Genomic DNA, 23650 nt, shown 5'->3' on the forward strand with positions numbered 1-23650 from the left:
GAAACGTTTAATCTAGAATTTATGGCAGATTACGCGTTAATTCCCCATGATTGAAGAGCCACTCGGCTATTGAGTTGCGACAATGGTCGCCTGCAGTAATCGGTTACGATTGGACAAAATGTCGGGGCAAGCTCTAAAAAACAAGGAAATCCCGGTTTGAAACTCAGTGATATCGCGCGCATTGCCGGTGTGTCTGTGACCACCGCCAGCTACGTCATCAATGGCAAGGCCGAACAGCAACGGATCAGCAGCGCAACCGTCGAACGGGTGCGCGCCGTGGTTGAAGAACATGGCTTTACGCCCAACCCCCAGGCCGCCGGGCTGCGCAGCCGGCACACCCGTACCCTGGGTTTTATCCTGCCGGACCTGGAAAACCCCAGTTACGCACGCATCGCCAAGCTGCTCGAACAAGGCGCCCGTGCCCGCGGCTATCAATTGCTGATCGCCAGCTCCGACGACGACGCCAACAGTGAGCGGCAACTGCTGCAACTGTTCCGCGCCCGCCGTTGCGATGCGCTGTTTGTCGCCAGCTGCCTGCCGGCCACCGACGACAGTTACCGCGAACTGCAAGCCAAGGGTTTGCCGGTGATCGCCATCGACCGGGTGATGGAGTCTACGCAGTTTTGCTCGGTGGTCAGCGATGATCGCCAGGCCTGCCAGCAATTGACCAGCAGCCTGCTGCACCCGCTGCCCAAGCAGATCGTGTTGATCGGCGCGCGGCCAGAGCTGAGCATCAGCCAGGAACGTACCGCCGGTTTCAAGCAAGCGCTGAAAGACTTCAGCGGCGAAGTGCTGATCGAACAAGGCGAGTCGTTCAGCCGCGACTGTGGCCGACAGCTGATGGAGCAGTTGCTGCAAAGCCTGGGGCATTTGCCTGACGCACTGGTGACTACGTCCTACGTCCTGCTGCAAGGGGTGTTTGACGCGCTGCATGACTTCCCGCTCAAATCCCGGCCACTGCGACTGGGGACGTTTGGCGACACCCAACTGCTGGATTTCCTGCCACTGCCGGTGAATGCCATGGCCCAGCAGCATCAGTTGATTGCCGACACCGCGCTGCGCCTGGCGCTGGCGGCCATTGAAGAACAGCACTACGAACCCGGCGTGCATGCCATCGGCCGTACGTTCAAGCAGCGGATTCACTCGGAGTAAGCGGTGTGGAGCTGATCGACAGCCACACCCATCTGGATTTTCCGGACTTCGATACGGACCGCCGCGAAGTCCTGAGCCGCAGTCGCCGCCTGGGCGTGCGCAGGATGGTGGTGCTCGGGGTCTATCAGCAGAATTGGCAACGGTTGTGGGACCTGGTGCAAACCGACGCGGATTTATTCGCCGCCTTCGGCCTGCACCCGGTGTATCTCGACGACCATCGCCCCGCCGACCTGACGGAACTGGGCGACTGGCTGACCCGCCTGAACGGCCACCGGCAACTGTGCGCGGTGGGCGAAATCGGCCTGGATTATTTCCTCGAACAGCTGGACCGCGAACGCCAGCAAAGCCTGTTTGAAGCGCAACTGAAGCTGGCGGTGGATTTCCAACTGCCGGCGTTGCTGCATGTGCGCCGCAGCCACGCTGCCGTGATCGCCACCCTCAAGCGCATTCGGCTGCCACGGGGCGGAATCATCCACGCGTTTGCCGGCAGCCAGGAAGAGGCCCGCGAGTACATCAAGCTCGGCTTCAAACTGGGCCTGGGCGGCGCGGCCACGTGGCCGCAAGCCCTGCGCATGCACAAGGTGATCGCCCGGCTGCCGCTGGAAAGCGTGGTGCTGGAAACCGACTCACCGGACATGGCCCCCGTGATGTACCCCGGCCAGCGCAACAGCCCCGAACACCTGCCAGACATCTGTGCCGCCCTGGCGGAGCGCATGGGCATCAGCTCCTCAGCGCTGGCCGAGGCGAGCACCCGCAATGCCTGCGAACTGTTCAACTGGTAGGGGCCCATCCCCGATGCATGCCTGGCCATGCCTCACACTCGAAAGGCCCCGATCAACTGCTTCAGCTCGATCACTTGCAAGGACAACTGCCGGCTGGCCTCTTCAGTCTGGTGCGCGCCCTGCGCTGCATGTTCACCGGCGCGATTGATCTCGACGATGTTCTGATCGATGTCATGGGCCACGGCAGTCTGCTGTTCGACGGCGGCGGCAATCTGCTGGTTCTGGTCGACGATCATGCCTACCGCGCCGAGGATGTTTTCGAGGGCCTGCTGGACTTTTTCCGACTGCCCCACCGTGCCATTGGCCATCTCGTGGCTGGTGCCCATGGCCTTCACCGCAGCGCCGACACCGCTGTGGAGCTTGGCAATCATCTGCTCGATCTCTTCGGTGGAGTGCTGGGTGCGCCGGGCCAAAGTGCGCACTTCATCGGCCACCACGGCGAAACCGCGTCCTTGCTCACCCGCGCGCGCGGCCTCGATGGCGGCATTCAACGCCAGCAGATTGGTCTGTTCAGCAATGCTCTTGATCACTTCCAGTACGCGACTGATGGATTGGCTGTCGATGGCCAATTGGTTGATGACCCGTACCGATTGATCGATCTCCGAAGCCAACGCCGCGATACTGCCTTGCTGGGACTGCACCAGGCCGCGTCCGCTGACGGTTTCATCGTTGACGCTGTGGGCGCTGCTGACCGCCGCCGCTGCACTGCGCGCCACTTCCTGGGCAGTGGAGGACATCTGGTTCATGGCGGTCGCCACTTGCTCGATCTGGCTGCGTTGGCCGGACACGGCCTGGTTGCTGCTGGCCGAGACCGACTCCACTTGCCCGGCCTGGTGTTCGACCTGGTTGACGGTATGCCCTACCCGCTCGATCAGGTCATGGATCTTGGCCACGGTAGCGTTGAACACCTGGCCCAAATCCCCCAGTTCGTCGCGGCTGTGGGCGATGAAGGTGACGGTCATGTCACCGGCCGCCACCTTGTCCATCGTCGCCCCCAGGCGGCGCAAGGTGGTGCGGGTGGAGGCGTAGAAACCGGCATACAAATAGAAGATCAGCAAAAACACCGACGCCAGTGCCGCCACCAATCCGATCATGTGCGTGCGGTTTTCTGACAGGCGTTGCTCCAGTTGCTGCTCGAGAAAGGTCAGGGTGGCTTCGTCGAGCTGATAGGTCTTGGCCATCAACGTGCTGACGTCGTCGTAGAAGCCTTGCCATGGGGCGTCGAGGGTTTCGGCCACCACGACCTGCTCTTCGAACAACTCACTGCCTTGCTTGAGGCTGGCCTTGCTCGCGTCCGCCAGGCTCGCCAATGCTGCGTGGGCGGGCTTGCTGGAGCCGAGGGCATCCTGCAGTTTCAGGCCGTATTCCGCCTGGAGCTTTTCCAGTTGCTGCAGCAGCTCGTCAAAACGAGTGCTGGACGACGAATTGAGAAAACCCTGGCCCAACGAATAAGCCCCCATGGCCCGGCCTTCCCCCAGGGTCTGGGTGACTTGCGGGGTGACGCTGGTGATCAGTTCACTGAGTTGGCGCAGGTCGCCTTGGGGGTCACGGCTCAAACCCGACTGGCTGGCGATGATCTGGCTGAGCATCTGCGCCTTGTTGAGGAGTTTGCCGATCAGCGCGCTTTTGCTGAGCAGTGAAGTTTCCTGTTGCTGGGCCTTGAAGGCGGCGATCATTTCATCGCGCTTGGCTTCGAAGGCGGCGGCCTGTTCTGGGTCGGCGGACAGGGCGTGGAAGCTTTGCAGGCGCTGCAGCAGGCTGTCTTCGAGGGCGGTGATTTTGTTTTCGATATCACCGGCCTTGCCTGATTGGCCGAGGGTTGCGTTGATCTGTACCTGGTTGTTCAGGGTTTCCAGGTCGCGGCGCAGGGCCAGGCTGCTGCCCAGCAGGTCGAGGCTTTGCAGCTCGATGCGAGTGCCCTGGAATTCACGCCAGGAATCGCGCACCAGGTAGTAGTTGGTGGCCAGCATCGGCAACAGGAACAGCACGCTGATAAGGCTGAACTTCATGCCGAAGGTCAGGCGGTTCATGAACGCGACGGCGGGATAGAGCAAGCTCTTCACAGGTGAACTCCCTTTTCTTTTATTTTTATTGAGGGCGCAGGGCGGCGGCAGATAGCCACTATTTGGCGCTCTGTCTGTATAGCTCAATTCGAAAAGGAGGTTTGTAACTTAAGGTTAACGAGGTAGGAGCGAGCTTGCCCGCTCCTACAGGGGGGGCAAATCAGGGCAGCACGGTCCAGATGGCAAAGCCGGCGTACCACAGCACGGCGGCACGCAGCAGCAACTCCCAGATACGATCAAGGCTGTTGATGCCCTCGGCGCCTACCACCGGTGGCGGGATCTCCGCGGCCACCAGGCCCACCTTCTCCACCAGTTGCGCAGCACTGATGTCCCAGCTCAGCAGCTCATGCAGCATCACCCGGCCGACCGCCACAAAGTTGCCGACCAGGGCGAAACTCGCCGCCAGCAAACGTACCGGCAACCAGTCGAAGGCATGGCGCAATTGCCCGGCACGCTCGGCCACCAGCGGGTTCTTGCTGTTCTCGGTCGCCAGCGCCAGCAGACGGTAGGCCAGGGCGGCCACCGGCCCGAGGAGGAAGTACCAGAAAATCACCGCGAAGAAGCTTTGGTAGGCCTGCCACAACAGATGGCCCTGGACCCGCTCCAGCAACTGCTCACCACTGTCGGCGCTGATGCTCAAGTCACGTTCGGCCACATGTTCGGCCGCCTGCAGGTCACCCCGGCGCCAGGCATCACGGAACGGGCCCAATCCGGCCAGGAGATCGCCACGGCCCAGGCTGTAGATCACCACCAGCAGGTGCACCGGCAGCGCCAACAGGCCATAGGCCACTGGCTCCAGCACCAGCAACAACAGCGCAAGCAAAGCCACCGGCAGCAGCACCAGCAATGTGAGGATCAGCCACGGCTGCTTGCCCAGGCTGGCGCTCGACTCCAGCTTGGCCAGTTCCCGCAACCAACCGCCATCACGTTGTATTCGGTGACGCAGGGCCGAGAACTTCTCGATCCATACCGCCAGCACCAACACCAGAAAACTCATTGTGCGTGTCCTCCATCCTGCAAGGCGCTGCGAAAGCGCGCCCAATCAAATTCGGGTCCGGGGTCGGTCTTGCGTCCCGGGGCGATATCGCTATGGCCACAAATGCGCTGGCGGGTAATGCCCGTGTACGCCGCCAGCAACTGGCGCGTCAGGGCGATCAGGGATTGATACTGGGCATCGGTGAAGGGCAGGTCATCAGTGCCCTCCAGCTCGATCCCCAGGGAAAAGTCGTTACACGTCTCACGCCCCTCGAAGCTCGATACCCCGGCATGCCAGGCCCGGTCCCGGCACGAGACAAACTGCGTCACCGCGCCATCACGCTCAATCAGAAAATGCGCAGAAACCCGTAGGTCGGCAATACCTTCAAAGTAGGGATGTTCCGTGACATCCAGGCGATTCTGGAAAAACTCGTGCACCTTGCCGGTGGCGAATTGCGCCGGTGGCAGGCTGATGTTGTGCACCACCAACAGGGAAATCTCGCCACCGGGGCGCTCGTTGAAGTTGGGCGAGGGGCAATGGCGAATGCCCTGGCACCAACCGCTGGCGGGGTCCAACTGCATACTGGTTCCTTGAACGAGGCTGGGGTGACTCAGTATGCCGCGTTCCGCTGTCTGGTTGCGATCACTTGGCGCGATGAAGTTGGCGCAGGTTGCCAATCACCGAAGCCAGGGCGCGGTCGAACAACAGCGCATCATCCAGGGTTCGCACCGCGCCGCGCTTGAACTCCAGGGCCAGTTCAAGCGGATTTTTTTCCAATACCTTGAGGCCGGTTCGATTGACGAAAATGCAGGTATTGCCCGGCGCAATAATCGCCGTCAGCTTGCAACGCAGGGTGTTTTCGGCGTCTTCCTGAAATTCCACCCAGCAACCGATCCGCAGTTGGCGAACCTTGAGCAGGTCGGGATCATCTTCCGGCAGGCTCGCCTCGATGGCCGGTGCCGCGGGACTGAGGACGAATGCCTCGCGCACCTCGACTTGCGACAGCGACGGTTGTTCCTCGGCACTGCCCCGGAACGACTGGACATGCAGGGTTTGCAAGCGGGTGAAAAATTCCCGGGTAATGAAGGGATCGAATGCCGCGCCGCTCAACCCATCGCGCAAGGCTTTCAGCAAGCCTGGCAACTGCTCCAGCAGGTGCCGGCCGGCTTCGGTGTCTTCGCTGAGGCCGACACTCCAGATCAACTCGTCCATGGTGCGCAACCCGGCCAGCCATTGTGGCGAGTGCTCGCCATGCTTCAGGCACGCCAGCAACAGCACCTGGCTCCAGGCCTGTTGCAGGAACTGCACCACGACCTCGGGCAGAACTTTGCCCAACAACCGCAGATTGAGGGCTTCGGCTACACGCTGACGAGCGATTTCGGTACGGGCGCGCCCTTCTTCCGCATCGCGGGTACGTTGCTCCAGCAATTCGCTGCGGCGTCGCTCGTCATGGGTAAACGCGGTGAACTCGGTCAGTAACTGGGAAAAGATTGCCGGATCATCCACAAAATCATTCAACAACCGCTGCACCACCTGCTCGATGTGCAGGTACAGGCTGTCGCGCTGATAATCGTCGCGCTGGCTCCAGCCCATGGCCGCCGAAGCGATTTCATTGAGCAAGCGTCGCGCCGGGTGATTGGTGCGGCTGAAAAAACTCTTGTCCAGCACCGCCACTTTCAGCATCGGAATCTGCAGGCGCGCGATCAGCGCCTTGAGGGACTCGGGCACCGTACCGTCATTGAGGATGAACTCGAACAGCATGGCGATCAGGTTGATCACATCCTCGTCCGCATCCTCCACCACCCGAGACTTGCCGCTCTTGACGCTGACCCGGGTCAGCAATTGTTCAAGCTGGTTGCGCAGGTCGAAATCGTCCTCGACCTCAGGCTCAGGCACATATTGCTGCAAATGGGAGAGCAGGCGCAGCAAGTCACGGGTGGAGATGGGCTGGGTCTCGGCGCTGGCTTCCAGCGTGGGTGCCACGCTGCCGCGCACTGCCGACAGCAATTCCTGCAACGCCGCGAAAACTTCCTGGCCGCTGTCGTCTGCCGGGTGTCCGGCAATCGGCGGGGTGTCTTCAGGCAACTCGGCCGTGGCGACGGCGCGCCGCGATGGCACGGCCTTGAGTTCGGGCAATACGCCGGTGGCGATCAGCAACTGATTGGCTTCGCCGTACAACAGATCAGCGTCACTGAGCACGTATTTCTCAAACAGCTTGAGAATGATCAGCTTGACCCGGATTTCCACGCCAAGGCTGCGTCCTGCTTGCAGAAAAAACGCGCACAGCATTGCCGGGCCCAGGGGGTTGTCCCGATCATCCAGGCGTTTGTCGAGCAAGGCATTCAGCCGGGCTGTCAATTGCCCAAGGGCGAGCCCGTCATGGCGCAGCACCTTGCCCAGCATGGCCTCGAGCGCGACGGCTTTTTCCAGCTCATCGCCCGAGACCCCGGGCGCCGCGGTGTAGGACACCACCGGAATCAGTTGCAGCTCACCGCGCTCCACGTTGCCAAGATTGGCAAACGCTTCGTAGAGTTGCTCCATGAAGCCACGCTCGAAATTCTTGCGCTTGAGGCGCAGGTCGCGCATGGCTTCAAAGAAAATACCGTGGTCGACGTTACTGCGGGTCTTGTCGGCCATTTCGAACAGGGTGTCGTCGGCGTTATCAAACAGCTCCTGCAGTCCCTGCCTGAGTTGCTGCGCCGCCTTGTCACGGACCTGGAGCAACACCACCGGCAGGCGGGCGAGCGGCGATGGCGTCGCCCGTGCCTTATTGATCGGCACCACCTTCCCGTCATTGTGCATCCTGGCCTCCTGAAACGGCGGTATTCGATTGTGTGAAAGATCGGTGCAGCAACGGCGCGAAGCACGCCGGGGCACTGCGAAAATCGGGCTATCACCGTGACGTCAAAGCTATGACGCCAATTGCAAGGCGCGAGATTATCTTGCAAATGAGGGTTGTTGCGCCAGCGAACTCTGTGATTGCCGTGTAAATGAACATCGCGCACCGCACCCGTGGTGCCAGTTGCCTTGGGTTCAGGCCCGCCCTGCCCCTATAATCCAGGCACTTTGTTTGTGGAGCCTGTTATGCCCAATCTTCGTCTAGCCGACCTGACCGCCGAAATCGAAGCCAACGTGCGTCGCGCACTGCTGGAAGACATCGGCAGCGGGGATATCACCGCACAACTGATCCCCGCCGAACGCCTGGCCAAGGCCACGATCATCACGCGCGACGCCGCCGTCATCAGCGGCACGGCCTGGGTGGAAGCGGTGTTTCGCCAATTGGACCCACGCGTCGCGGTGCATTGGCAGGTGCGCGACGGCGAACGTGTCAGCCCCAACCAGGCGCTGTTTCACCTTGAAGGCCCGGCCCGCTCGCTGCTCAGTGGCGAGCGTTGCGCGCTGAATTTCCTGCAACTGTTGTCAGGCGTTGCCACCCGCGCCCAATACCTGGCGGACTTTGTCGCGTCCACCCAGGTCAAGCTGCTGGATACCCGCAAGACCCTGCCCGGCCTGCGCCTGGCGCAAAAATATGCAGTGACCTGCGGTGGTTGCCACAACCACCGCATCGGCCTGTATGACGCGTTCCTGATCAAGGAAAACCATATCGCAGCCTGCGGCGGCATTGCCCAGGCCATCAGCGCCGCCCACAAGATCGCCCCGGGCAAGCCGGTGGAAATCGAAGTGGAAAGCCTGGAGGAACTGCGTGAGGCACTGGCGGCGGGCGCCGACATCATCATGCTGGATGAGCTGAGCCTGGATGACATGCGCGAAGCGGTGCGCCTGAACAACGGCAAAGCCAAGCTGGAGGCCAGTGGCGGGATCAACGAAAGCACCCTGCTGCCCATCGCTGAAACCGGCGTGGACTACATCTCCATCGGGGCGATGACCAAGGATGTGAAGGCGGTGGATTTGTCGATGCGGCTTAGTCTCTGAAACGCCCTTGAATGTAAGCGCCTGCTTTTGTGGCGAGGGAGCTTGCTCCCGCTGGAGTGCGCAGCGCTCCCAAGGTTTTTGGGGTCGCTTGGCAACCCAGCGGGAGCAAGCTCCCTCGCCACATCAAACTTGTGTCAGATCGCGAGATTGTTCATCCCGCAATACTCGTTCCAGTCGACACCCAACACCTCGGCCGCTTCCTTGTGCAAAGCCAGGCGAGCCGCCTCGAACGCTTCGGGGGTGGAGGTGTACTTCAGGGTCAGTTCCCATGGCTGCAGGCCCTGGGCCTCGGCCTCATCCTCAAACGCCCATTGGATCTGGTCCCTTTGATCATCGGCGCTCAGGTCCTTGATCTCATCCAGCAGTTCCGGCGACTCCGCGACGTACTTTTTGAGGGCTGCTTCGTGCCGCGCTTCCTGGGTCATTTCTTGTGTGGTCATGTCGTTCTCTTAGATCGAGGAATGGGGATGCATCTGGGTCATCAAGGTCGCGCAGATACAAAAGAACAGGCATGAATACCGGTTCGTCTGGCCTTCAGAACCATTCTGGGATCATCTGAAAACTGTGTTGCCTTTGTGCCCGAGACAGGAATCGAACCTGCGACCTTCGCGTTACGAGTGCGCTGCTCTACCGGCTGAGCTACACGGGCGGTGGGCTAAAGCTAGCACTGCCTTGGACGTCCGGCAACTCACTGCATTTCGAGGGCAATCACACCTTGCACCCAAAAGCGTGGCTGCAGGTGACCGTTGCCCAGGCCCATGTAGCGCTCGCTGCGCTCCGTGAGTCGGGGCACGTCACGAATCGCGACGAACACCAGCAAGCCCACGGCCACGACGCTCGCGGCCATCCACACCCTGTACAACGCCGGCACCGGGGCGACCGATGGAACGCGCCACACATGCAATCCCATCAGCCAGCCAACCACCAGCGCCAGCCAGAGTTGCGACACCGGCATCACGATCACCCCATCCACCTGTGCCTGGGCCAGTGCACCGATCAGCGAAGCAAACAGGCACAGGCGCAGCAGGTCCACGGGCGCCAAGGACAACGCACGCTCACGCAACACGCCCAAGGTTGACCAACCCGCCCACGCAACCAACGCGATCATGCAGAGCGTCGACGGTACGCCCCATTCGCTGGCCCACTGCAGAATCGCCTGGTGGGGGTGAGCGGCAATGTCATTGGCGATGTCGGCAAAATGCATCGGCCCGAAACCCAGCCAGGGCCGCTCGATAATCATGCTCCAGGCCTGCCACCATATCGGCCCACGCCCCGAGAGGCTGGTGGTCAGTCGGTCTACGGCACCATTGGAAATTACAATCCCCAAGTACCCTGCCAGCACCGTGAAGACCAACCAATACAACACTAACCCACAGGCCAGTGCCGCCAACTGCCAGCCCAGCCAACGGCGCCCCTGCGGCCCCAGGAACATCAGCACGCAGCCGGCAGCGCCCATACCGAGCCAGGTGCCGCGGGTACCGCCACCGATCGCGATCAGCCACCAGACACACAGCAGGGCGAACACTGCGCCCCGCGCTGGACGAGCGACGTTTGAAGCCAGCAAGGGAAGCGCCAGCAGCGGCAGGGTGAAGGTCTGGAACTGACCGTAGAAACGTTTATTGGAGAACCCGGACAACAGCAAATCGGTATTCACGATTGCTTCGCCGCTGGTGAAGGCGAGGACCCCGGCGTGCAGATATTGAATGCTTTTAACCATGCACAGCAGCAATACGAACAGGACCAATACACGATCCAGGGACTCATCCCCATTGCGCCTGGCCCGGCTGAAAGCCACAGCAGTGGCGCAACAACTGATGAGCAGCGCCAGCTCGGTCAACGCCCAGAGTGGCTGGTGGGCCAACAGGGCCGAAACCAGCCCCGCGCCCCCGATCAGCGACACCCCGAGCGCTGTCGACCTGTCGACGCATCGCTCTGCCTGCGGCAAGCACAGCCCATACACCACCGCACACAGCGCCACCCATATCTGCACCGCACGTTGCCAGTCATGACTACTGAAAGGCGCGCAGATCGCCAGCATCAGCAGACACATAACCACGACGAGGAATATGTTTCCCCCGCTGCTGGACAGACGACGTCATCGGCAACCTCTACTTCCTTGTGATGGGCGTAGAGCGGTTTACACACACGCTCTTCCTTGCTGCGTAAACAGTAGACGACCTGATGATCAGGCGCCGCCGGAAGCACAACCTTTAGCGGCGTATTGGTCTTCTGCCGTGGTGGTGCACTTCCAGCCGGTTGTGGCGCTACGGGTCAAGGTGATGATCTTGCCCAGGACCGGCGCGGGTGCGTCGAGGATTTCACAGGCAATCGTGCCAGCACCGGTGGCGATGTCGCCGGTCACGTCAATCTTGCAGTTGGCCGTTGGGCTGGTCCCGCCAATCAACGCCAGGGTCGGTGGCGTCCCCTGGTTCAGCGTGTCTTCAAAGCCCGCCTTCAACGCGGAGACTTCGGCCAGCCCTGCGGTGAACTTGGCCTTGGCCTGGTGCTTGGTGTACATGGGCAGGCCGATGGTGGCCAAAATGCCGATGATTGCCACGACGATCAACAATTCGATCAAGGTAAAACCTTTCTGACGCATCACATTCACTCTCCAGAATAAAACCTTTCGCGAGGCGCATCCTGCACCCCGTCTCGGCAACCGCGCCAGTGTACTCACCCCCGCGCAACCAATGCTGAACAAGACGCACAAACTGACATTTTTCGCTCACGGCGAGCCTGCCCTAATCCGTCACCTGACTAAGCTATAAATCTTCCACTGTCTGTGTGCGGAACCGTGAAATGAATGATGTTTCAGCGATCTACGCCTGGGAAGGCGTCAACCGCAAAGGGTGCAAGGTATCCGGAGAAACCCGCGGTCACAATCCCGCCCTGATCAAGGCACTGCTGCGCCAGCAAGGTATCAATCCTGAGCGCGTACGCAAGAAATTCGCCGGTTGGCCGAGCCTCGCCCTGCCGGTCAAACCGGCAGAGATCGCCCTATTCACCCGCCAACTGGCGACGCTGCTGAAGGCAGGTATCGCACTTTTACAGGCGCTGGATATCATCGCCGAGGGCTTCGACAACCGGCATATGGGGGCGCTGGTACAAGGCTTGAAGCAGGAGATCGCCGCCGGCAGCAGCCTGGCTGTCGCCTTGCAGAAATACCCACGCTACTTCGATGATCTGTACTGCAACCTGGTTGCGGCGGGTGAACAGGCGGGCGCACTCGAAGCGCTGCTGGAAAGGGTGGCCATTCACCTGGAAAAAAGCGAACAGCTGAAAGCCAGAATCAAGAAGGCCATGACCTATCCCGTGACGGTACTGGCAGTCGCCACCGCTGTCAGCACAATCCTGCTGATTCACGTGGTGCCGCAGTTTCAGGGGTTGTTTGCCGGCGTCGATGCACAACTGCCGGGCTTTACCCTGGGCGTCATCAGCCTGTCGGAGTTCATGCAGCAAAGCTGGTGGATGCTGATCCTGGCCGCGGGTGCCGGTTTCGCAGGAATGCGCAAAGCCTATCGCTCGTCCACAGGCTTTCGCCACTGGCTCGATGCCAGTTTGTTGAAAGCTCCCGTGGCAGGCACACTGCTGAAAAAATCGGCGGTCGCCCGCTATGCTCGCACGCTCTCGACCACCTTTGCGGCGGGCGTTCCATTGGTGCAGGCATTGGATTCCGTGGCCGGCGCCACGGGTAACGGGCAGTTCAAACAGGCAATCAATCGTATGCGGCACGACGTTGCAACCGGAATCCAGCTGAATGAATCCATGGCCATAAGCGGCCTGTTTCCAGGCATGGCGATCCAGATGACGGCTATCGGCGAGGAGTCGGGCACCCTCGATAACATGCTGGAAAAAGTCGCCTGCCACTACGAGGCTGACGTCGATAACCTGGTGGACAACCTTACCAGCCTCATGGAGCCGCTGATCATGGTGGTACTCGGCGGCATCGTCGGGGCATTGGTGCTGGCCATGTACCTGCCGATCTTTCAACTCGGTACAGCCTTTTGAGCACGCCATTGACTGAGATCCTCGTTTATCAGCCGTGGGTGTTTGTGTCAGGCGCGTTGCTGCTGGGCTTGATTGTCGGCAGTTTTATCAACGTGCTGGTATGGCGCCTGCCGAAGATGCTGGAGCGCGAATGGCGAGCCCAGGCCCATGAAGTACTGGGGCTTCCCGCCGAGCCCATCGCGGCTCCCTATAACCTGATGCGCCCCAACTCCTGTTGCCCACACTGCAGCCACCCGATTCGCCCCTGGGAGAATATTCCGCTGCTCAGTTATGTACTGCTCAAGGGACGTTGCTCAAGTTGCCATCAACCTATTGGCGCGCGTTATCCCATCACCGAACTGGCGTGCGGGCTGATCTCGGCGGTTGTCGCCTGGCATTTCGGTTTTGGCTGGGCAGCCGGAGCGGTGTTGTTGTTGAGTTGGGGCTTGCTGGCGATGAGCCTGATCGATGCAGACCACCAACTGCTGCCGGATGTGCTGGTGCTGCCGTTGCTGTGGCTGGGCCTGATCCTCAACAGCTTTGGCGTTTTTGTGTCATTGCACGATGCGCTGTGGGGCGCGGTAGCCGGTTACATGAGCCTGTGGTCGGTGTTCTGGGTGTTCAAGCTGATTACCGGCAAGGACGGGATGGGGCACGGGGATTTCAAGCTGCTGGCCATGCTCGGTGCCTGGGGCGGCTGGCAGATCCTGCCGATGACGCTGTTGCTGTCTTCCCTGGTGGGTGTGATGGGAGGCCTGATTCTATTGCGCCTGCGCAAAGCCCACGCATCCACTCCAATGCCTTTTGGTCCGTATCTGGCAATTGCCGGCTGGATTGCATTGCTCTGGGGTGGTCAAATAACCGACTTCTATTTGCAGTCTGTCGGTTTCAGATGACCACTTCTGTCGCAACACCCTGGATTCTTGGCCTCACTGGCGGCATCGGCAGTGGCAAAAGCGCGGCCGCCGAACACTTCGTCCGGCTTGGCGTGGACTTGATTGACGCCGACCACGCCGCGCGCTGGGTAGTCGAACCCGGGCGCCCTGCCCTGGCGCAGATTGCCGGGCATTTCGGTGCGGATGTGCTGCAGCCTGACGGGCAACTGGACCGCGGCGCGTTGCGCAAGCTGATCTTCGAAGTGCCCGACGAGCGCCGCTGGCTGGAGGCGTTGCTGCACCCGCTGATCGCCGAGGAGATTCGCCGCCACCTGGCGCGTGCACAATCGCCTTACGCGATCCTGGTGTCACCGCTGCTGATCGAGTCCGGCCAGTACACCATGACCCAGCGGGTGCTGGTGATCGACGTGCCGCAATCGTTGCAGATACAGCGTACCCTGCAACGCGATGGCATCAGCGAAGCGCAGGTGCAGGCGATTCTCAAGGCCCAGGCCACCCGTGAAGACCGCCTGCGCCATGCCGATGACGTGCTGGTCAATGACCAGGACCTGGCCCGGCTGCACGCCGAGGTCGAGCGACTGCACCACTTTTACCTTACTTTGCGTGGAGGCCGATCATGAGCCAACCCTTGAACGTCGAATGCCCAACCTGCGGCGCACCTGTGGAATGGAAAGCAGAAAACGTCAACCGTCCCTTCTGTTCGGACCGTTGCAAACTGATCGACCTGGGCGCCTGGGCGTCCGAGGAACACAAGATCCCGGTCAGCCCGGACGCCGAGGACGACCTGTTCTCCGAAGACTTTCAGCCCAAACACTAAGGCCGCATAAAGCCATAGTCCTGCTGGTCGTCGAGATTCTCTGCAAGGTACTGCAGCTCGTCGGCCAGGTCTTCAAAACTGCGCACGCCCTTGCTCTGCTGCACCACCGCACTGAGCATGGCGCGCAGGGTCAAGCCCGGGTCAAAGCCGATTTCCTGCGCCGCGTCCTGGCTTCTGCGTAACTCCTGCCGTGCCCACTCGTACACACTCATGATTCCGTGCTCCTGGAAATTTTGCAGAGCATGCGACCACTTGCGTGTGCGGCATTTGACCTGGATCAAGGCCGCGGATCGTCATCCTTCCAGGGCGCCGAGAGGTAGCGAGTGCGGTTGAATGTCTCCAGCCACTCGGGGCAGAACACCACCAGGGCGCTGATCACCATGCCGTTGATAAAGGCCTCGGGGAAAATGATCAGCCACAAGTAGCCGACAAAATCCTCGATCCATTCCGGCATCGCAAAACGGCCATCGAACCAAAGCAGCCCCAGGCCTGCCAGCAGGCACAGCAAGGCCGACAGTGCGGCGGCGAAAAAGCCCGAACAGAAGATATACACAAAGGGATTGCGTGGCTTCGCCCGCTCCACCAGCAGCGCACAGCCTTCGGTGACCAGCACCGGCAACAGGATCAGCAGCATGCCGTTGATCCCCACGGCGGCCAGGTCCTGGCGGCCGAGCAACACCAGGCCGATTTGCGCGGCAAAGCCTCCGACGATCGCCAGGGGCCAATCGAGCAACAAGGTCACGGCGGTCATGCCGATGAAGTGGTAGGACACCCCGGTGTCGAAATCCCGGCGCACCAACCACAACATGAACAGTGCGAATACGGTGCCGAACAGCAAGTGCTGGCGTCGGCGGTCGGCAAACAGCTCGACCCACGGCGAACGCAGGAGCGCCCACATCACCACCGGCGCATACAGCAGCCAGCCGATGCTGAGGGTTTCCGGCGCCAGCACCGCTGCACTGATCACGGCTGCACCTGCTCCAGGGCCTGGCGCAGTTCAGCGGCGGAGTCGTATTCGTGCTGCGCCACCAGCGTCCCGTGATCCAGTTGCAGCCACAGCACTTTATCCACAGGTGCGGGATAGCGCGGGCTTACACGGGCATCGCGGTCGAGCATGACGCGATAGTTGTAGGCCTGCATCGCCGGCACCGCGAACATCTTCGCGATCAGCCGGGGCATGCGCTGGATATCGGCGAGAAACACCGCATGCCGAGTCTCCAGGTAACCCTTGGGCCGGCCTTGCAGCGCCGCATCGACGATCTTGGCGGCGTCCATGCTGCGCGCTACGAGCAAGGTTTGCGCCTGCTCATCCAGGGTGTAGGCCTGGTCGAACTGATCAAGCAACGTCCAGGGTGCAACGCGCTCACCCACTTCGACGGCTTGGGCCCACACGGGCAAAAGACTCAAGAACAGCACCACAAAACCCTTCACTGCATACTCCTCATGCCACGGGAAACTGTCGAGTGGCCAGTCTACACCGACCTTTTGACGCAGGACTTCCTGCGGCCATCATTTGGACGCTAAGCTGGTGACATGGATGACTCAGATTATTTGCGCCTGCTCACCGTAGCGGCCGAACAAGCCAACGCGTTCCTGTCCAATGCCCGCAAATGGGAGCGTGAGCGTTGGGTCTGCCAGCGCCTGTTGCAAGGCTTGAACGTGCCCTACCGCGCCGAAGAATTCCACGCCGCCGGGCAAGAACCGCCGGACGTGCTGTTTCGCGACGCCAGTTTCGAAGTGTTTTTCGTACTCGATGAAGGCCGGCGCCTGAACGATGAATGGCGCGACGAACTGCTGCGGCGGCGCAGCGCGTTTTCCCTGAGCCAACTGGTTCGGCGAGAAGCCAAGCCCCGGCGCATTCCCGCCCACGAATTCCTGTTGCGCCTGGCGCCCACCCTGCGCAAGAAGGCACACAACTATAAAGAGCGCGGGATGGACCTGGGGGAGCTGGACCTCATCGCCTTCGCCAGCCTCAAGCGCGAAGTACTGGACCTCAACAGTCACTTCCCTCCTCCCACCGAGTACCTGCGCCAGGGCTGGCGCTCGCTGTCCCTCGTGGGGCCGACCTTCGCCCGCGTACTGTTCGCGCACCCGGACGCACCGGACTTCTTGCGCAACAATCTGGGGCGCAGCATAGTGTTCGATGTGGGCATCAGCCTGTGATCGGGTTGGCGACTATGCTTCAGGCAATGCCACCAATCACCCGACTGTAACGTGGCGCCCTTCAGCAACGTCTACCTGACGAGGCCTTTATGACCAGCCGCCTGAACCCCGACGACCAACAGCATGTCGAAGAGTACCTGCAACTGTCCCAGAACCAAGTCGAGCGCAAGCCTTTCCGGCCCTGGCTGCTCCTTGCCGTGGTGCTGGTTGCAGTGATCGGCCTGGGTTTGCTGAGCCGCCTTTTGAGTTACCTGACGCTATGAGCTGCCTGGCGCTCGCTCGGGTAACTGCACCGATTTCCTTTAGCCTTGCGAGATATCCCCATGACCCATCGTATTATTATCGTCGGCGGCGGCGCCGGCGGCCTGGAGTTGGCTACCCGCCTGGGTAAGACTCTGGGCAAGCGCGGCACCGCCAGCGTCACCCTGGTGGATGCCAACCTCACCCACATCTGGAAACCCTTGCTCCACGAGGTGGCGGCCGGCTCGCTGAACTCTTCGGAAGACGAACTCAATTATGTTGCCCAAGCCAAATGGAACCACTTCGAGTTCCAGCTGGGGCGCATGAGCGGGCTTGATCGCGAGCAGAAAAAAATCCAGCTGGCCGCCACCCTCGACGAGGAAGGCCGGGAACTGGTGCCCGCGCGCGTGCTGGGCTACGACAGCCTGGTGATCGCCGTCGGCAGCACCACCAATGACTTCGGCACCGAAGGCGCGGCGCAACACTGCCTGTTCCTCGACACCCGCAAGCAGGCTGAGCGTTTCCACCAGCAATTGCTCAATCACTATCTGCGCGCCCATGCCGGGCAGACGGACGTGGTAGAGCAGATCAGCGTCGCCATCGTCGGCGCCGGTGCCACCGGCGTCGAGCTGGCCGCCGAGCTGCATAACGCCGCACATGAACTGGCCGCCTATGGCCTGGACAAGATCAAGCCGGAAAACATGCACATCACCCTGATCGAAGCCGGCCCACGGGTGTTGCCTGCCCTGCCGGAGCGGATCGGCGGGCCTGTGCATAAAACCCTGGAGAAACTCGGGGTGACCGTCCTGACCAACTCCGCCGTGAGTGAGGTGACGGCCGACGCCCTGATCACCAGCAGCGGCCAGGTAATCCCGGCCAGTCTCAAGGTCTGGGCCGCCGGGATTCGTGCGCCAGGCTTCCTCAAGGACATCGACGGCCTGGAAACCAACCGTATCAACCAACTGCAAGTGCTGCCGACCCTGCAAACCACCCGCGACGAGAACATCTTCGCCTTTGGTGACTGCGCGGCCTGCCCGCAACCCGGCACCGATCGCAATGTGCCGCCACGGGCCCAGGCAGCTCACCAGCAGGCATCGTTGCTGGCCAAGTCGCTGAAACTGCGGATCGAGGGCAAGGACCTGCCGTCGTACAAGTACACCGACTACGGCTCGCTGATCTCGCTGTCGCGCTTCTCGGCGGTGGGTAACTTGATGGGCAACCTGACGGGCAGCGTGATGCTGGAAGGCTGGCTGGCGCGGATGTTCTATGTGTCGCTGTATCGCATGCACCAGATGGCACTGTATGGCTTCTTCCGCACGGCGATGCTGATGCTGGGGAGCAAGATCGGGCGAGGGACCGAGCCGCGCCTGAAACTGCACTGACAGCACGTTCCGGGATAGGACTCGGTGAGTGTGGGAGCGGGCTTGCTCGCGAAAGCGGTGGTTCAGTGCCAGATGCACTGACTGACACACCGCTTTCGCGAGCAAGCCCGCTCCCACATTTGTTTTGTGGTGCGGACAGGATTCCGCGCACAAAAAAAATCCCCGTATCTTTCGATACGAGGATTTTTAATATGGTCGGGGTAAGGGGATTCGAACTCCTGACATCCTGCTCCCAAAGCAGGCGCGCTACCGGACTGCGCTATACCCCGGTAAAAAAAAGGCGACCTCTCAGTCGCCTTCTTCGATCAGCGCTTTTGGCCTCTGATCTTAAGATTCGATTCCAGCGTTAACTGGTCTCAAAAATGGTGGGTCGTGTGGGATTCGAACCTACGACCAATTGGTTAAAAGACAATTGGTTTTAGTGCTTCATAGCCCAGGATCGTGTTCGCTACACATAGCTGTTTCCGTGGCCTCGCAGCCTCTAATGAACCCACATTAGAGGCTCCAAACCATGAAAATCTCTGCGGTCGTTTCGACCAAAGGCGGCGTAGGCAAAACTACCATCGAGGCCAACCTCGGCGCTTTTTGTGCGGATGCAGGCCTGCGCGTGCTCATGATCGACCTAGATCCTGCACAGCCTTCGCTCTCCTCGTATTACCAATTGGTCGATGAAGCTCAAGGAGGCATCTACGACCTGCTGGCATTCAATATCACCGAATCAGCCAAGATCATATCCAGCACCACGATACCAAACCTGTCGCTTGTCATTTCCAACGACATCAACAACCAACTGAACAGCCTGATCCTGCAAGCACCTGACGGACGGTTGCGACTCGCCAACCTGATGCCGGGCTTCAAAGATCATTTCGACCTGGTACTGATTGACACCCAAGGCGCCAGGTCGGCAATGCTCGAAATGGTGGTCCTAGCCTCTGATTTGGTCATATCCCCACTTCCGCCCAATATGCTCGCTGCACGGGAGTTCAGCCGGGGATCCATGCAGATGCTGGACGGCCTGCGCGCCTATGGGCGCCTGGGCATGAAAATCCCTCCTGTGCGGATCGTCGTCAACAATCTCGACCAAACCACCGACGCGCAAATGATCGAGCAGTCGGTACGGGAAATTTTCCAGGACAATGACGAAATCAACGTTCTGGAATGCGTCGTCCCCTCCGCAGTGGTGTTTCGTAACAGTTCATCCCTGGGCGTCCCAGTACACCGCTTGGAATACAGACAGCCTTCCAACCGCATATCCCCTGCAGCCCTTGTCGTGATCCGCCAATTGGCCATTGAGCTTTTTCCAGAATGGCGTGACCGCTTCGAGGCCATGACCGAGGAAAAGGTAGCTAACTTGGTGAGGGAGGGTCGTTGAAATGGCGAAGCCCTCCATTACCGACGCCCGCAGTATTACTGCAAACCTCATCCTAGAGGTTGGCAAGTACTACAGCGCTCAGCAATTGCGCAGCTTGCAAGCCAAGCTCAGTGGAACCGCACGAGAAATCCGAGCCCTGACAAGCGGTTACCAATTACCCGGTCGGATTGGCGCTCAGTTGAGCGTTGACCAGCTTCAGCTTTTGCAGGACGCCGCGAAGCTTATCGAGTCAGTGAACTCGAACATTAAGCACGCGAAGGAAAAGCGCGGCCGCGACGAAAACCAAGCCAAACGCCGTCAGCAAAGTCGATATGCCGAAGCCAAACGCCTGGTAGCTGAAACATATTTAGAACCCTTTGCTCCTGAGCCAACGGCTTTGGACCCTCTTCTAGATATTCTTAAAACAGCGCTGACGCTTAATCGAGCAGACGTTTTCAGGAATGGTTATTCCCCTAGGGAGTTCAATCTCAGGCTCCGTGATTACCTGTCGCCTGCCAGAACTCGAAAGCTCATTGGCTGGACCAGCCCAAGTGCTTTTTGGATAAGCACGGTTCTCTCTCTTCGTAATGACGTTGTGCAAGCTGTTGAGCAAGAGATTGCTTACGACGATGGGTCAAGTGTTCAAGACCGCCTTGATGCCCTGAAACAGAAGGTTGCGGACTGCCTTGCCCGGACTCACCTCTCTGCTGATGAGGAAGAAACACTTCGCCTGTGGTCAGAGGCGCTCTCCCCCCGCCTCCAACAGGAAGGGGGTGAATGATGGACAAGCAAAAAGTCCTCAGCAAGGTCGCCAAACTCATGGCGCTGGCCAAGTCACAAGGCGCTGCCCCAAACGAAGTGGAAATTGCACTTCGTCAAGCTCGCCATTTGATGAATCAGTACAACTTGGAACACACCGAAGTCGCTGCCCATACAATCGAAGAATCCATTGTGGGTACCAAAACCCGTCGGGCACCGCAGGATTGGCTGCACAACCTGGCCTCAATCTGTTCCCAAGCCTTCGATTGCAGCCACTTGGCGTATTTCAATCCGCTACTTGGCTGGTCCTTCAAGTTCTTGGGGAAAGGTATTTCACCCGATCTGGCAGCTCACACCTATTCAACGCTGCATCACCAGCTTGTCGCAGCCCGACGAGCTCATGTTGCCCAGCAGAAGCGCTGCCAACTGAAAACCAAACGTCACCGCGGCCAACTGTTTGCCGAGGGCTGGCTCAATGCCGTCGCCTCTAAGGTGAACCAGTTTGCAGGTGGGATAGACGAAAACACTGCGCTGGAGATCCAAGCCTACCTGGAATGGCATCATCCAAAACTAACGCTAGCCATTATCAAGCCCATCGAAGCCAAAGGTCATGACACCCGCTCTTTGCAAGCGGGATGGGACCAGGGCAAGCATGCCAGGCTGCATCGTGGTGTCGGACAGCAGTCACAAGGAGCCCTTGGGCATGGAGGGAGCCAATGAGAACTCATTCGCTTTCACCTTTGGCCATGGCGGCGCTGGAACAAGCCAGATCCCAACTTGGGCTTGCCCCGGTTCACAAACACCATGTTTGGAGTGAGGCAGAAGAGCGCTCGCTCATTGCCCGCTATCCCAATGAACCGACTCAGGTCCTAGCCGCCGAATTGGGGCTCAGCGTCTATCAGGTCTATGCCAAAGCCAAACGGCTGGGCTTGAGCAAAAGCGCCGAGTTTCTTCGCAGTAGTCTCTGTGGCCGGCTTGACGGCAAGTTGGGCGCAGAATTCCGCTTTCCCAAGGGATCCGTCCCATGGAATAAGGGCCTTAAGGGGCTCCCCTCCTCTGGCCGTATGACTCAGACGCAGTTTAAGGCCGGCAATAAACCGGGGAACTGGCTGCCTATTGGCAGCCTGCGCACAACTCCTGACGGTTATCAGCAGAAGAAAATCACCGATACCGGTTACCCACCCGTTGACTGGAAAGCCGTGCATGTACTGCTTTGGGAGGAGCATCACGGACCAGTCCCTATAAACATGTGCGTGTGCTTCAAGGACGGCAACAAGGCCCATATAGCCCTGAATAACCTGGAGTTGCTGACGAGAGCAGAACGTATGCGTCGGAACACCATTCATCGGTATCCGGAAGAGCTGAAATCCGCAATACGCGCTATCGGCAAACTCAAACGCACCATCCGGGAGGTTGAACATGAAGAACAAGATTGAAGATCTACGTAATCACCTGTTCGTCGCGATCGAGAGCCTCCTGGACCCAGAAAGACCAATGGAAATCGAACGGGCCAAAGCGGTTGCCGAGGTTGCTCAGGTCATGATCAATTCAGCGAAGGTTGAAGTCGACATGGTCAAAGCCCTGGGGGCACGCAACGGGAGTGGTTTTCTTCAGATAGGCCAGGAGTCTGGGAAATGAATCACCTTGACCTCTCACCTCCCTACTCCGTAGAGGCTGAACAAGGTGTGTTAGGTGGGCTACTGCTCGACAACAACACCTGGGATCTCGTCGCAGACAAACTGGATGCCTCTGATTTTTTCCGACACGACCATCGGTTGCTGTTCCGGACAATGGCAAGCCTTGCTGACAAGTCCATTCCGTTCGACATCGTCACCGTCCACAACGCGTTGGAGGAGCCAGACGAAGCCGGAGGGCTGAGCTATCTGGGCGAGCTGGCCAAAAACACGCCGTCTGTAGCCAACATCGAGCATTACGCATCCATCGTGCGTAATCGCTCTCGGCTCAGACAGCTCATGTCCCTTGGATACCAATGCTCTCGCGAGGCGACAGACCCGTTGGCAAGTGCGGAGGATGTTCAAGAATCAATTGAACAGCAACTGTTCGCTCTGGGTGAAGGCAAGAGCGCAACGGAATTCGTCAATATCAACCAATGCCTGACGAACGTCGTCGAACAAATAGACGAACATTTCAACGGCAATATCACCGTGACCGGCCTGCCTTCAGGCCTGGAGGACCTGGACGAGCTGACGTCGGGTTTTCAAGAAGCCGACCTGATCATCCTCGGCGCGCGCCCGTCTATGGGGAAGACCTCTCTGGCCTTGAACTTCATAGATACGGCTCTGCAGGCAAAGCTTGATCGTACAGTTCAGGTTTTCAGCATGGAAATGCCGGCCAAAGCACTGATGTATCGATTGATGGGCATCCTAGGCCATATCGATCTGGGCAGGCTATTGAAGGGCAAGCTCGATGATGATGATTGGCCGAAGCTGACTGCAGCGGTTTCTCGTATTAATGGCTATGGAGAGCGGCTGGTCATCGACGACTCATCAGCGCTCACGCCTGCAGTAATCAGAGCTAAATCTCGTCGAGCAGCTCGTCGCTTCGGACACCCGAGCTTGATCCTGATCGATTACCTGCAGCTCATGCGCTGCCCAGGTCAGGAAAACAGGGCCAACGAGATCAGCGCTATATCCCAGTCCCTCAAGGCCCTAGCGAAAGAGATGAATTGCCCGGTGGTTGCGCTTTCCCAGCTCAACCGAGAACTGGAGCGACGGCCAAATAAGCGTCCGATCAACGCAGACCTGCGTGATAGCGGTGCGATTGAACAGGACGCGGACCTGATTATGTTCGTCTACCGGGACGAGGTGTACCACCCTCAGAGCGAACACAAAGGCATTGCAGAAATCATTCTCGGCAAGGCGCGTAACGGCCCAACTGGGACCGTACGAACAGCCTTCATCGCCAATCAGACCCGGTTTGCCAACCTCAGTCCCAACGCCGGCTGGCAAGGGGCTCAACTATGAAAAAGCACACCTCAGCGATGAATACTCTCGTACGCATCACTCACTGGTGCCTTCAATGCGATAGCCACCACCCGAAACATCAAGTGAGTGGCGCTCCAGCCTTACCCGGCGGTGAAGTGGACGAGCTTATTTGCCCTACTTGCAATAGCTATGACATCGAGGAGC

General features: G+C 59.7%; 26 protein-coding genes, 2 tRNA genes and 1 pseudogene. 16 read left to right on the forward strand and 13 right to left on the reverse strand.

Annotation, left to right across the window (positions count from 1 at the left end):
• Positions 1-156: 156 nt before the first annotated feature.
• Positions 157-1152, forward strand: a complete 996-nt coding sequence (gene cra / locus QF039_RS24120; protein WP_003215943.1) for a catabolite repressor/activator — start codon at positions 157-159, stop codon at positions 1150-1152.
• Between the two features lie 5 nt (positions 1153-1157).
• A complete protein-coding gene (locus QF039_RS24125; protein ID WP_134327328.1) occupies positions 1158-1934 on the forward strand; it encodes a TatD family hydrolase in 777 nt (258 codons plus the stop codon).
• Positions 1935-1966: 32 nt separating this feature from the next.
• Here the strand turns inward: QF039_RS24125 and QF039_RS33835 are convergent, their stop codons facing one another.
• From QF039_RS33835 to QF039_RS24145, 5 genes and pseudogenes are all read right to left on the reverse strand, one after another.
• A complete protein-coding gene (locus tag QF039_RS33835; protein ID WP_371135982.1) occupies positions 1967-2896 on the reverse strand; it encodes a methyl-accepting chemotaxis protein in 930 nt (309 codons plus the stop codon).
• Positions 2873-3964: pseudogene (locus QF039_RS33840) on the reverse strand (methyl-accepting chemotaxis protein); the annotation flags it as partial. The pseudogene QF039_RS33840 and the gene QF039_RS33835, both read right to left, overlap by 24 nt.
• A gap of 193 nt (positions 3965-4157) precedes the next feature.
• The gene (gene ampE, locus QF039_RS24135) at positions 4158-4994 is read right to left on the reverse strand and encodes a regulatory signaling modulator protein AmpE (protein ID WP_003215936.1); all 837 of its coding nucleotides are present in this window, start codon (positions 4992-4994) and stop codon (positions 4158-4160) included.
• Positions 4991-5554, reverse strand: coding sequence for a 1,6-anhydro-N-acetylmuramyl-L-alanine amidase AmpD (ampD, locus tag QF039_RS24140; RefSeq protein ID WP_003215934.1), 564 nt, complete (start codon positions 5552-5554; stop codon positions 4991-4993). Before ampD ends, ampE begins: the two co-directional genes overlap by 4 nt.
• Positions 5555-5615: 61 nt before the next feature.
• The gene (locus QF039_RS24145; protein WP_307521092.1) at positions 5616-7775 is read right to left on the reverse strand and encodes a DUF1631 domain-containing protein; all 2160 of its coding nucleotides are present in this window, start codon (positions 7773-7775) and stop codon (positions 5616-5618) included.
• A 282-nt stretch (positions 7776-8057) separates the two neighbouring features.
• Here QF039_RS24145 and nadC point away from each other — a divergent pair, with 282 nt between their 5' ends.
• On the forward strand, positions 8058-8906 hold the full coding sequence (gene nadC / locus QF039_RS24150) for a carboxylating nicotinate-nucleotide diphosphorylase (protein WP_008437288.1): 849 nt from the start codon (positions 8058-8060) through the stop codon (positions 8904-8906).
• A gap of 134 nt (positions 8907-9040) precedes the next feature.
• On the opposite strand, the gene QF039_RS24155 is transcribed toward nadC, so the two are convergent.
• The 4 genes from QF039_RS24155 to QF039_RS24170 form a co-directional block, all read right to left on the reverse strand.
• Positions 9041-9346, reverse strand: a complete 306-nt coding sequence (locus tag QF039_RS24155) for a DUF6388 family protein (protein WP_008437299.1) — start codon at positions 9344-9346, stop codon at positions 9041-9043.
• A 136-nt stretch (positions 9347-9482) separates the two neighbouring features.
• A tRNA-Thr gene (locus QF039_RS24160) sits at positions 9483-9555 on the reverse strand.
• Between the two features lie 39 nt (positions 9556-9594).
• Complete coding sequence (locus tag QF039_RS24165; RefSeq protein ID WP_307521095.1) at positions 9595-10956, reverse strand: O-antigen ligase; 1362 nt, start codon at positions 10954-10956, stop codon at positions 9595-9597.
• 135 nt (positions 10957-11091) lie between these two features.
• Positions 11092-11505 (reverse strand): pilin, encoded by a 414-nt coding sequence (locus QF039_RS24170; RefSeq protein ID WP_087694624.1) that lies wholly within the window; start codon positions 11503-11505, stop codon positions 11092-11094.
• Between the two features lie 200 nt (positions 11506-11705).
• On the opposite strand from QF039_RS24170, the gene QF039_RS24175 reads away from it, so the two are divergent.
• The 4 genes from QF039_RS24175 to yacG are packed head-to-tail and all read left to right on the forward strand — an operon-like array spanning position 11706 to position 14606.
• Positions 11706-12914: a type II secretion system F family protein gene (locus QF039_RS24175; protein ID WP_307521098.1), complete on the forward strand. Its 1209-nt coding sequence runs from the start codon at positions 11706-11708 to the stop codon at positions 12912-12914.
• The gene (locus QF039_RS24180) at positions 12911-13789 is read left to right on the forward strand and encodes an A24 family peptidase (RefSeq protein ID WP_371916596.1); all 879 of its coding nucleotides are present in this window, start codon (positions 12911-12913) and stop codon (positions 13787-13789) included. Before QF039_RS24175 ends, QF039_RS24180 begins: the two co-directional genes overlap by 4 nt.
• Positions 13786-14409 carry a dephospho-CoA kinase gene (coaE, locus tag QF039_RS24185; RefSeq protein WP_307521101.1) on the forward strand — a complete coding sequence of 208 codons (624 nt, stop codon included), beginning with the start codon at positions 13786-13788 and terminating at the stop codon, positions 14407-14409. Before QF039_RS24180 ends, coaE begins: the two co-directional genes overlap by 4 nt.
• The gene (gene yacG / locus QF039_RS24190) at positions 14406-14606 is read left to right on the forward strand and encodes a DNA gyrase inhibitor YacG (protein ID WP_003215918.1); all 201 of its coding nucleotides are present in this window, start codon (positions 14406-14408) and stop codon (positions 14604-14606) included. Before coaE ends, yacG begins: the two co-directional genes overlap by 4 nt.
• On the opposite strand, the gene QF039_RS24195 is transcribed toward yacG, so the two are convergent.
• From QF039_RS24195 to QF039_RS24205, 3 genes are all read right to left on the reverse strand, one after another.
• Positions 14603-14818: a hypothetical protein gene (locus QF039_RS24195; RefSeq protein WP_003215917.1), complete on the reverse strand. Its 216-nt coding sequence runs from the start codon at positions 14816-14818 to the stop codon at positions 14603-14605. The genes yacG and QF039_RS24195 overlap by 4 nt on opposite strands.
• A gap of 65 nt (positions 14819-14883) precedes the next feature.
• Positions 14884-15573 (reverse strand): energy-coupling factor ABC transporter permease, encoded by a 690-nt coding sequence (locus QF039_RS24200; protein ID WP_003215915.1) that lies wholly within the window; start codon positions 15571-15573, stop codon positions 14884-14886.
• On the reverse strand, positions 15570-16037 hold the full coding sequence (locus QF039_RS24205) for an FAD/FMN-containing dehydrogenase (RefSeq protein ID WP_307521105.1): 468 nt from the start codon (positions 16035-16037) through the stop codon (positions 15570-15572). The genes QF039_RS24200 and QF039_RS24205 overlap by 4 nt, the downstream gene beginning before the upstream one ends.
• Positions 16038-16139: 102 nt before the next feature.
• Between QF039_RS24205 and QF039_RS24210 the strand changes: the two genes are divergently transcribed.
• From QF039_RS24210 to QF039_RS24220, 3 genes are all read left to right on the forward strand, one after another.
• Positions 16140-16769 (forward strand): DUF1780 domain-containing protein, encoded by a 630-nt coding sequence (locus QF039_RS24210; RefSeq protein WP_008437312.1) that lies wholly within the window; start codon positions 16140-16142, stop codon positions 16767-16769.
• Positions 16770-16858: 89 nt separating this feature from the next.
• Positions 16859-17032: a DUF3094 family protein gene (locus tag QF039_RS24215; protein WP_010174986.1), complete on the forward strand. Its 174-nt coding sequence runs from the start codon at positions 16859-16861 to the stop codon at positions 17030-17032.
• 60 nt (positions 17033-17092) lie between these two features.
• Positions 17093-18391 (forward strand): NAD(P)/FAD-dependent oxidoreductase, encoded by a 1299-nt coding sequence (locus QF039_RS24220; protein ID WP_307521110.1) that lies wholly within the window; start codon positions 17093-17095, stop codon positions 18389-18391.
• A gap of 192 nt (positions 18392-18583) precedes the next feature.
• Here the strand turns inward: QF039_RS24220 and QF039_RS24225 are convergent.
• Positions 18584-18660: transfer RNA gene (locus tag QF039_RS24225), tRNA-Pro, on the reverse strand.
• A gap of 242 nt (positions 18661-18902) precedes the next feature.
• On the opposite strand from QF039_RS24225, the gene QF039_RS24230 reads away from it, so the two are divergent.
• The 6 genes from QF039_RS24230 to dnaB are packed head-to-tail and all read left to right on the forward strand — an operon-like array spanning position 18903 to position 23485.
• The gene (locus QF039_RS24230) at positions 18903-19763 is read left to right on the forward strand and encodes a ParA family protein (RefSeq protein ID WP_008437313.1); all 861 of its coding nucleotides are present in this window, start codon (positions 18903-18905) and stop codon (positions 19761-19763) included.
• A gap of 1 nt (position 19764) precedes the next feature.
• Positions 19765-20523: a hypothetical protein gene (locus tag QF039_RS24235; RefSeq protein WP_008437314.1), complete on the forward strand. Its 759-nt coding sequence runs from the start codon at positions 19765-19767 to the stop codon at positions 20521-20523.
• The gene (locus tag QF039_RS24240; protein ID WP_008437315.1) at positions 20520-21221 is read left to right on the forward strand and encodes a DUF2786 domain-containing protein; all 702 of its coding nucleotides are present in this window, start codon (positions 20520-20522) and stop codon (positions 21219-21221) included. The genes QF039_RS24235 and QF039_RS24240 overlap by 4 nt, the downstream gene beginning before the upstream one ends.
• Complete coding sequence (locus QF039_RS24245; protein WP_020301295.1) at positions 21218-21937, forward strand: HNH endonuclease signature motif containing protein; 720 nt, start codon at positions 21218-21220, stop codon at positions 21935-21937. The genes QF039_RS24240 and QF039_RS24245 overlap by 4 nt, the downstream gene beginning before the upstream one ends.
• A complete protein-coding gene (locus tag QF039_RS24250) occupies positions 21921-22139 on the forward strand; it encodes a hypothetical protein (RefSeq protein ID WP_008437317.1) in 219 nt (72 codons plus the stop codon). The genes QF039_RS24245 and QF039_RS24250 overlap by 17 nt, the downstream gene beginning before the upstream one ends.
• Positions 22136-23485, forward strand: coding sequence for a replicative DNA helicase (gene dnaB, locus QF039_RS24255; RefSeq protein ID WP_008437319.1), 1350 nt, complete (start codon positions 22136-22138; stop codon positions 23483-23485). The genes QF039_RS24250 and dnaB overlap by 4 nt, the downstream gene beginning before the upstream one ends.
• The last annotated feature ends 165 nt before the right edge of the window (positions 23486-23650 follow it).

The organism is Pseudomonas sp. W2I6, from assembly GCF_030815935.1.
Classification (GTDB): Bacteria; Pseudomonadota; Gammaproteobacteria; order Pseudomonadales; family Pseudomonadaceae; genus Aquipseudomonas.